Source organism: Microbulbifer echini (genome assembly GCF_041447225.1).
Taxonomy (GTDB): domain Bacteria; phylum Pseudomonadota; class Gammaproteobacteria; order Pseudomonadales; family Cellvibrionaceae; genus Microbulbifer; species Microbulbifer echini.
On the sequence record NZ_JBGMEL010000023.1, the window covers coordinates 36,666 to 44,123 of the forward strand.

The 7,458-nt window shown below is 46.2% G+C and carries 8 protein-coding genes; 4 read left to right on the plus strand and 4 right to left on the minus strand.

Annotation, left to right across the window (positions count from 1 at the left end):
- Window positions 1–255: 255 nt before the first annotated feature.
- The 4 genes from ACCI51_RS17685 to ACCI51_RS17700 all read right to left on the minus strand — a co-directional run bounded on the left by ACCI51_RS17685 (window position 256) and on the right by ACCI51_RS17700 (window position 3,213).
- Entirely contained in the window at window positions 256–1,017 is a 762-nt protein-coding gene (locus tag ACCI51_RS17685) for a LytR/AlgR family response regulator transcription factor (protein ID WP_371844742.1), read from the minus strand.
- The gene (locus ACCI51_RS17690) at window positions 1,005–1,589 is read right to left on the minus strand and encodes a sensor histidine kinase (protein WP_371844751.1); all 585 of its coding nucleotides are present in this window, start codon (window positions 1,587–1,589) and stop codon (window positions 1,005–1,007) included. Before ACCI51_RS17690 ends, ACCI51_RS17685 begins: the two co-directional genes overlap by 13 nt.
- A gap of 99 nt (window positions 1,590–1,688) precedes the next feature.
- Window positions 1,689–2,027, minus strand: a complete 339-nt coding sequence (locus ACCI51_RS17695) for a hypothetical protein (RefSeq protein WP_371844743.1) — start codon at window positions 2,025–2,027, stop codon at window positions 1,689–1,691.
- 7 nt (window positions 2,028–2,034) lie between these two features.
- Window positions 2,035–3,213: a hypothetical protein gene (locus ACCI51_RS17700; RefSeq protein WP_371844744.1), complete on the minus strand. Its 1,179-nt coding sequence runs from the start codon at window positions 3,211–3,213 to the stop codon at window positions 2,035–2,037.
- A 447-nt stretch (window positions 3,214–3,660) separates the two neighbouring features.
- Between ACCI51_RS17700 and ACCI51_RS17705 the strand changes: the two genes are divergently transcribed.
- From ACCI51_RS17705 to ACCI51_RS17720, 4 genes are all read left to right on the plus strand, one after another.
- The gene (locus tag ACCI51_RS17705) at window positions 3,661–5,223 is read left to right on the plus strand and encodes a VCBS domain-containing protein (RefSeq protein ID WP_371844746.1); all 1,563 of its coding nucleotides are present in this window, start codon (window positions 3,661–3,663) and stop codon (window positions 5,221–5,223) included.
- A gap of 15 nt (window positions 5,224–5,238) precedes the next feature.
- Window positions 5,239–5,532, plus strand: a complete 294-nt coding sequence (locus tag ACCI51_RS17710; protein ID WP_371844747.1) for a hypothetical protein — start codon at window positions 5,239–5,241, stop codon at window positions 5,530–5,532.
- Window positions 5,533–5,735: 203 nt separating this feature from the next.
- Window positions 5,736–6,065 carry a hypothetical protein gene (locus ACCI51_RS17715; RefSeq protein WP_371844748.1) on the plus strand — a complete coding sequence of 110 codons (330 nt, stop codon included), beginning with the start codon at window positions 5,736–5,738 and terminating at the stop codon, window positions 6,063–6,065.
- 295 nt (window positions 6,066–6,360) lie between these two features.
- Window positions 6,361–7,260, plus strand: a complete 900-nt coding sequence (locus ACCI51_RS17720; protein ID WP_371844750.1) for an alpha/beta hydrolase — start codon at window positions 6,361–6,363, stop codon at window positions 7,258–7,260.
- Window positions 7,261–7,458 lie beyond the last annotated feature (198 nt).

Below are 7,458 nucleotides of genomic sequence, written 5' to 3' on the forward strand. Positions count from 1 at the left end.
TATTTGATCGACTAAATCATAAGATTCAACATGACAACTCTCTCTTATTACACCACGATTTCCACCTGTTGCGAACATGATATCCAGTACCTTATCACGCTTGTTATTAACACTTTCCACAATGGTTCGAGCATTTTAATAAATATCACCTCGATACTTCAAAGTTGCCGCATGAGAAAACTCAGAAATAACCATCAGGCCAATAAGAGCAACTATACGGATCTATTTCCTACACTACAGATACAAAACTAAAATCTACATAGATTTGAACAAAGCGGCAGCCCTGCGACTAACCGTAAATTTCTGTCCATCATTCATAATCACAGTTGCCGACCCGGTTAGACCTCGAGTTATTTTCTCAATACGTTTAACGCAAACAATGCTGGATCGGTGTATCTGCCAGAAAAGATCAGGCTGTAACTGAGTCATCAATTCCTTAAGCGGGGTGCGAATAATATGCTGGCCCTGACTGGAATATACAGTGGTGTACTTATCTTCTGCTACAAAGGCAGAGACTTCATCGCAGGCGATTAAGTGCACGTCCTCCCCTTTACTGGCCCGAATCCAGTACAGGTATTCAGGCTTAACGGTGCTTAGTTGGCGCAGCAAGGCTTCGATATCCAGGCTTTCTTGATCGCCTTCCTCGACACTATTGGCCAACCGCGCTCTGATACGGTCACAGGCAAGCTGTAAACGCTTTTCCTCAATAGGCTTCAGAAGATAATCTACAGCCTCTTGCTCAAAGGCGCTTACCGCATATTCATCGTAGGCGGTAATAAAAACCACTAGGGGTTTACTAACCAACTGATTGAGCGCGGTGGCAACGCCTATACCATTCAAGCCAGGCATGCGGATATCGAGAAATACTACATCCGGTTTCACATCCTGACAGAGAGCCAATACCTCTTCGCCACTGGCTGCCTTGCCCGCAACCTCAAGCTCCGGAAAAACATCGGCCAGCATTTTATCAAGATGGTGACGCAACAGGGGTTCATCGTCAGCGATTATTGCGCGCATGGAAACTCCAGTCGGGCAGTGACTCCGCCCAGCTTATTATTACTTATCTGCAACTTACCTTTTCCTTGGTAAAGAGCGGCAAGCCGCTCCTTAATGCTCTTTAGCGCCAAACCATTGTGTGTACCTAGTTTGGGCCTGTTGGTGTCAGACTGCAAACCGATACCATTGTCTTCGACCTCTATTACCCATTGCCCCTCCTCCCTAGCCACCTTGAGAAAAACCAGGCCGCACTTGGACGAGGGTTCTATACCGTGGAAAATAGCATTTTCCACTAAGGGCTGAACCAGTAAAGGAGGCACGACTGAGGTGAGGTTTATTTCCTTGGCAATTTCGATCCTATATTGAAGCCGTTCACCCAGGCGAATTTGTTGAATGGCCAAGTAACTCTCGAGGCTACTGAATTCATCCTTTAACGACACATGATCAGAGCGGGATTTATTTAGGCTAAAACGTAAAAGGTCACTAAAATTATCCAGCAGCAACTCGGCTTTTTGTGGGTCGTGACGTATCAGCATTTTTAGATTAGCGAGTGTATTAAAGAGAAAGTGCGGCTCTATCTGACTCTGCAACACCTTCAATTGACTCTGTACAAACGCTTTTTGTTGCTGTGCCTGGCGTAATTCCGCCTCCCTGCGCTCTGTCTCCAGCTGATGCGTCTGTTCTCGATTGAGTTAAAATTGGTACAACAAAGTGGTAACAAAAGCAGCAATGATCAGTAAATTAATCAGAATATCAATCGCTGGAAAAGCCTTAAAGCCGGCAATCCACCACCAAGCATGGATGGTACCCAGTACAATTGTTACCAAAACGATTACTATATATTTCAATTTATGGGGCCAACTTGGCTTTAAGTGCTCAATTAATTTTCGGGAGGAAAACCCAACAAAGCCATAAGCCAGAGAAATAGCAAAATTCATATAGTAACTACCACTCCATACCGCCTTAGTAATCAGCGCCACAGCAACGCAAAGAACCAGGGTACGTAAATACTCGCTCAATACTTTCAGCATAATTTTTCTAAAACGTTCTATTCGTAGTTAAAGTCACAAGGGTTTTAATCGGTAATTGTGCCAAATAAGAATTTTTCGCGCCGCCAAAATACCTTACTGATCCGTCAAGAGTCCAATAGCCTCTTAATTCACGGCTACAACCGACAGTGACAACCACACCTCTGTCTTCTGGAGAATATAAAAGATCTAGCTTTGGGTTGTAGCGATGATTGGATGCACTCCAGTGCAGCATCAGGTTATGGCGGTTGCGCCCCTCACCTAAAAAAGCCGCAGCCCAGGTATATCTGGTACTATCCCACTGCGACCCTTGATCACGATACCAATGGGCGTTATTCACCAATTCTTGCCAGTCTTGTGCCCGCCATGCGCGGCTATCGTACCAGTACTCTGCAATTAGCGAATGCCCCTCGCTATGGGTCCAGGTCATTCCCAACAGGGCTTGCCAACCATCGCGGCGCTCCTCCTCAATAGATGGGGCAGCGGCTTCCGGAAAGCTAGGCTCTTTCCATTGCTTGTAACGCTGCTGATAACGCCCTTCTGTGTGTAGCTCCCAAGATTCTCCATAGGTCGTTACCAAGCTACCCCCAATACTCAGCCCGCGCTGATCATCCAGGTAACCGAGTAACTGCCACTCGTTTACACCCCCCAACTGATACCAGCGCACCGCCAACCCTCTGGGTAACCCTGTATCATGGAACCGACTTGCATTGGCATCCACCAGCATTAAGCTCAGCTCCCCACTCTCTGTAAAGCGGCTGGCAGAGACTACGGCAACGCCTTCATTTGTATGCAAATAAACCGGGTTACGCTCCACGGGCAGGAATACATCCACGGGACGATGAGCATAACTCACACCGAAATCCAGTCGACGCTTACCAGCCATTAAATCCCAACCAGACCAGTCGCCCTGCCAAAACAACTCCTCCACAACCAGCTCACTACTCTCGCCCTGACCACTTTCTGCCTCATACAGAAAGGATAACTGACCCTCCCAATCGCCGTATTGAAGGGCTCCCTGTAATTTCAGCTGCCGAGCATAGCCGGATTCGGCATCGGAAATGGCAGTATCGGATTTACTTTCGGCCTTCACGGCCATAGCCAGTATCCATTGCTGGGAAATTGATTGAGCGTGAGGCGCCCCCATATAAAACGTAAGTGGCAACAGCCCAAAAGTAATCCATTTCATCTTAACCTCCAATTTAATGAAGGCAATTTAACAGTGCGTGTCACTAGCGCCGGAACAAAATATTAATGGTTCATAGATGTGATCAATAGCCTCAGAAGCAGATAAGTGGTGAAGAATAACTACCGAGCCATTGAGTTAGGGGTTGGCTTATTACCTCCGAATCAGGTTGATGAAGGCAACTCAATAAAAGATAAATAACCTGACCTTGACCCATTTGTCACCCAATGCAAATTATTCACCGCATGGAATCGGCAAAAACTCTTACACCTCCCGGTTACGCACTTATCCCATATGACAGCCCTAAGGAGTGATACTTTTTAGCCTGTAGCGACTAAGACGGCATAGATTCCCCCATTGAACACAACTGATGGAACCGTACCACTTAGTGGGAGTCCACCATTTATCCATTTACCGGCCAATACCTTATAGAGATAAATCGGGGGAGCAATGCCAGGTTCAATAAAAATCATTACCGCAGTCGCTTTAGCCACCTTTCTGACAGCTTGCAGTGGCGGCTCCAGCAGTAGCGGTGGTTCAGACAACAAACAAAACAACAATGACAGCAGTACAGACACGGGGTCAGGAGACAGCAGCACAGATACTGATACCGGTGACTATTCATTTAATCCCGCCACTCCTCTGGCTACATTGGTGGTAGGCAATAATGAGTATGCACAGGGGACCTTACAGCTTGAAAATACTGACAGTAAAAGTCCCTCCTTCCAAGCTGGCACTTTTACCGGGGAATATGGCGATTTCAAACTCTACGAGAGTGGTAATTGGGAATATCGGCTGAACAGTAACACCAACACACTAAATAACGGCGCTTCGGTTCAAGACACCCTTACCTTTCCCCTGAGCAATGGTGATCGACTCTCAGTGAATTTTTCGATTCAGACTGTAGAGGCCACTCAAAACAGCATTGTATTTGTTCTAGTCAATTTTTCAGATGCCTCCGTTACCGATGACGTCAGTATTTCCGATCTCGCGAATATGACCTTTAACGATATAGACTCTCTCGATAACGCCTATAAAGAAAACTCTCTGGGGCAACTGAAATTTCAGCGCCACCTAAGTAACAACAACACCCTGGCACAGTACTGTTATGGCGAAGAAAACAAGGAAGAAAGCTCGATTGACTGTTTTGTATATAGCATTCCAGATAGTCAAAATGGCGGTATATTAAGCTTGGATAGTGCGCAAGCACGTGCCGGAAACTCGCAGGATGGTCAATATTCCGATGGTGGTTACACTTGGCGAGATAATGCAACAGCCTGGATTGAGAGCAATTTTGTCGATGCCAATAATCGCCCAGTGGACCTGGGTGATTGGCGTCACAGAGTATTTATATTTCCAGACGCCGCCTATCGAGCGGGATTAATTGGCTCTGGAGTAGCCGCAGTCAATGGCCGCTGGAGCATCATCACCGCCGATAGCGATCAATTAATCTTGGGCCATGAGCTTGGACACAATATTGGCTTGGGTCACGCAGGCAACGATGATAACAACGATGGGGATACCAACGATCGTGGCGAAAGCGAATACGGGGCCAGTGCCGTTTTTATGGGCAACAGCTGGGAATCCCGTTTATTTGGTAGCGCCCACAGGGACTACATGGGGTGGTATAACAAATTCCCAGGCTATACGACGACTATAGCCAGATCACTAGGAAACCCCTCAGAAATCCAAGTGCAGGCTATCGAGCTGACTGCCGGCGAACTGAATAGTAACCTACCACAACTCCTAAAAGTAGAGAGCAGCGGCAGTGCGAATGGGGGAAATCATTATTTTGTGGAATACCATATTGCCCACAACACCTTAAATCCACGACCCCAGCAGGCCAATCAGGTTACGATACATTACCTTCAAGACAGAACAGCAAACCAGGTGGCAACTCTGGAAGAACCGGGAAGTACTTTCACGGACACCTCTGCCGGTATCACTATTGAATTTATTTCCAGAGACAGCACCAATAAGACCGCTACGATTTCGGTCAATCATTCCAACTAAAAGGAAGGTATAAACATGAGATATCTAACCATCTTATTAGCCACTTTCTTCCTGGCAGCCTATGCCTACGGGGAAGAAACAGTGACCGGTATACTCGAGGAAGAAATTTCGGAAAATTTCCAAACCGGAAAGATTGATCACCGATTTTCTATTAAAGATGAGACCACAGGAAAATATTATTTTATAGATTCCAAGGAAGCCAAAGATAAAGGCATGAAATCTGGTGAGCGAGTCCGAATTCGTGGGGACAAGCATGAAAATCGTAGAATTCGAATCAGGGAATCCCAGAGGATTCACCTCGAAGAATAAATCTAGGTAGTCCGACCATTTAAAAAAAAGCGCCAGGGCACTGGATTCGTCAAGCTAGCCCTGGCTGCACAAAAAACCACACGAAAAGAGTCCTTGCTCCATACACAATAATAAGACGTCCGGTCTTTGCTATTCTTTGATAAGTTGCACCAAGGAAACTGCCAACCTTAATCGTTGGCGATGTAAATACCAGGGAGTGGCGAATGAAAAAATTGATATCAATCATTCTGGGAGTCGTCCTGTTTATCCCTTTCTCTGGCCAAGCCGCCTGGACGGGGGAAGCACGGATCGACTCCCTCAAGGTTCACAGCTGGGGAGTGAACATTAGGCTAAAAGGTTTTGAAAACATCAATACCGAAGTGGTATGCCCTGACACTAGGACTTTTGTGCTAGTTAGTGATGACACTGAAATTTATGACACCAAAGTCTCTTTTCTACTCTCTGCCTATATGTCCAAAACCTCAGTTAACTTTAGTTACTACGAATGCATTGAGGGCAAAATCCAGCTGAGTTCCATTATGATTAGAGACTAATCACAGATAGATACTCTCAAGGGAGAAGGTTTATCTCCCTTGAGACTTTAGTAGTGCATTGGTTATAGTGATCAACTATTTTCACAAGACATAGGGACGACAAAAATACCATTTACGCCAGTCATCCTTAGTGTTTATCCCTCACAACTCCCCCCTCAGATCTATATACTTATCTTTACAACCGCAGGCAAAACTCAAGGTAGATAACTTCGCACCCGATCTGATAGGCTTGTCAGTCTTGACCGCCATATAACGCGGCTGGGCACACCTAGGGGTGGCTCATTAAGGGATCAAAATGAAAATAATTAAAGTATTGCTGACCATCTTAATTGTTCTGGCAGCCCAGCTGGTACAAGCCGGCACCGCTGAACCCAGAACGTTTACTCGCCAAGGCATTCTATCCTACAACTTTCACTCTGATTTACTGGGGCGAGGGTTCGTTATTGATGTGCTACTGCCTCTCTCTTTTAACCCTGAAGAGAGCACCAAATATCCAGTGATTTATATGACCGATGGTTATATGAATTTCCCTATGGTGGCACCAAACTTAATCCATGAACAAGTCCCAGATGAACAAGGTAAGACCAAGCTCCCGCCAGTTATTCTTGTAGGCATCTCACATCCCCTAGATACCCCCAACTTCACTTTGCGTTTAACAGATTTTACTCCAGTACCGGGAGAGATCCGGGGGAACACGTTAGGTGGAGGAGCCAATCAATTTCTAGAATTTTTGGAGAACGAGCTTAAACCATTCATTAACAACTCCTTTATGGGTGATGAGAATGACGAAACGCTGGCTGGCCACTCCCTCGGCGGACTCTTAGCCCTACATGCCCTTTTCTCTCACACCGATAGCTTTGATCGCTATGTGATCGGAAGCCCGAGCATCTGGTGGGCCGATAAGCAAATTCTCGAAAGTGAGTTCGCCTACGCCGAACGTCAGGCCGACCTACCCAAGAGTGTGTATATGTTTATCGGAGGAGAGGAGGTCTGCCTAGAGGAAGGAGAGGTATGTGGCGTTCAGGACTTCAGAGACCTGGCCCAACGACTCAAGTCCCGTAACTATGAAAATCTAACTCTACGCAGGCGAGTCATTAAGGGCGAAAACCATGATACGGTAGTAAACCCTGGTTATGACAAGGGGATTGAGCAGGTTTTTAAAGCCAAAGTGCTACCACGGAAGTATTCTTTTTGACCAATCATGGAGCCTTATAGCAGAGAAGTGCTACAGGGCCCTGACTACTGGTCTTACTTGCTATCTAGCACTATTAACTCGGCGGACAAATAGTTCTATTATGCTGCATATTTAATCGATTCATGCCGGAAGTAGGATGCTACACGCGCAGGTTTCTTTTGTAACATTCTCATGTGAGAAAGCACTTTGCTTTTTAGC

Bases quoted from the DNA above. Each gene is read 5' to 3' on its own strand.
- ACCI51_RS17685 (WP_371844742.1), bottom strand. From the start codon at position 1,017: ATGCGCGCAATAATCGCTGACGATGAACCCCTGTTGCGTCACCATCTT.
- ACCI51_RS17695 (WP_371844743.1), bottom strand. From the start codon at position 2,027: ATGCTGAAAGTATTGAGCGAGTATTTACGTACCCTGGTTCTTTGCGTT.
- ACCI51_RS17700 (WP_371844744.1), bottom strand. From the start codon at position 3,213: ATGAAATGGATTACTTTTGGGCTGTTGCCACTTACGTTTTATATGGGG.
- ACCI51_RS17705 (WP_371844746.1), top strand. From the start codon at position 3,661: ATGCCAGGTTCAATAAAAATCATTACCGCAGTCGCTTTAGCCACCTTT.
- ACCI51_RS17710 (WP_371844747.1), top strand. From the start codon at position 5,239: ATGAGATATCTAACCATCTTATTAGCCACTTTCTTCCTGGCAGCCTAT.
- ACCI51_RS17715 (WP_371844748.1), top strand. From the start codon at position 5,736: ATGAAAAAATTGATATCAATCATTCTGGGAGTCGTCCTGTTTATCCCT.
- ACCI51_RS17720 (WP_371844750.1), top strand. From the start codon at position 6,361: ATGAAAATAATTAAAGTATTGCTGACCATCTTAATTGTTCTGGCAGCC.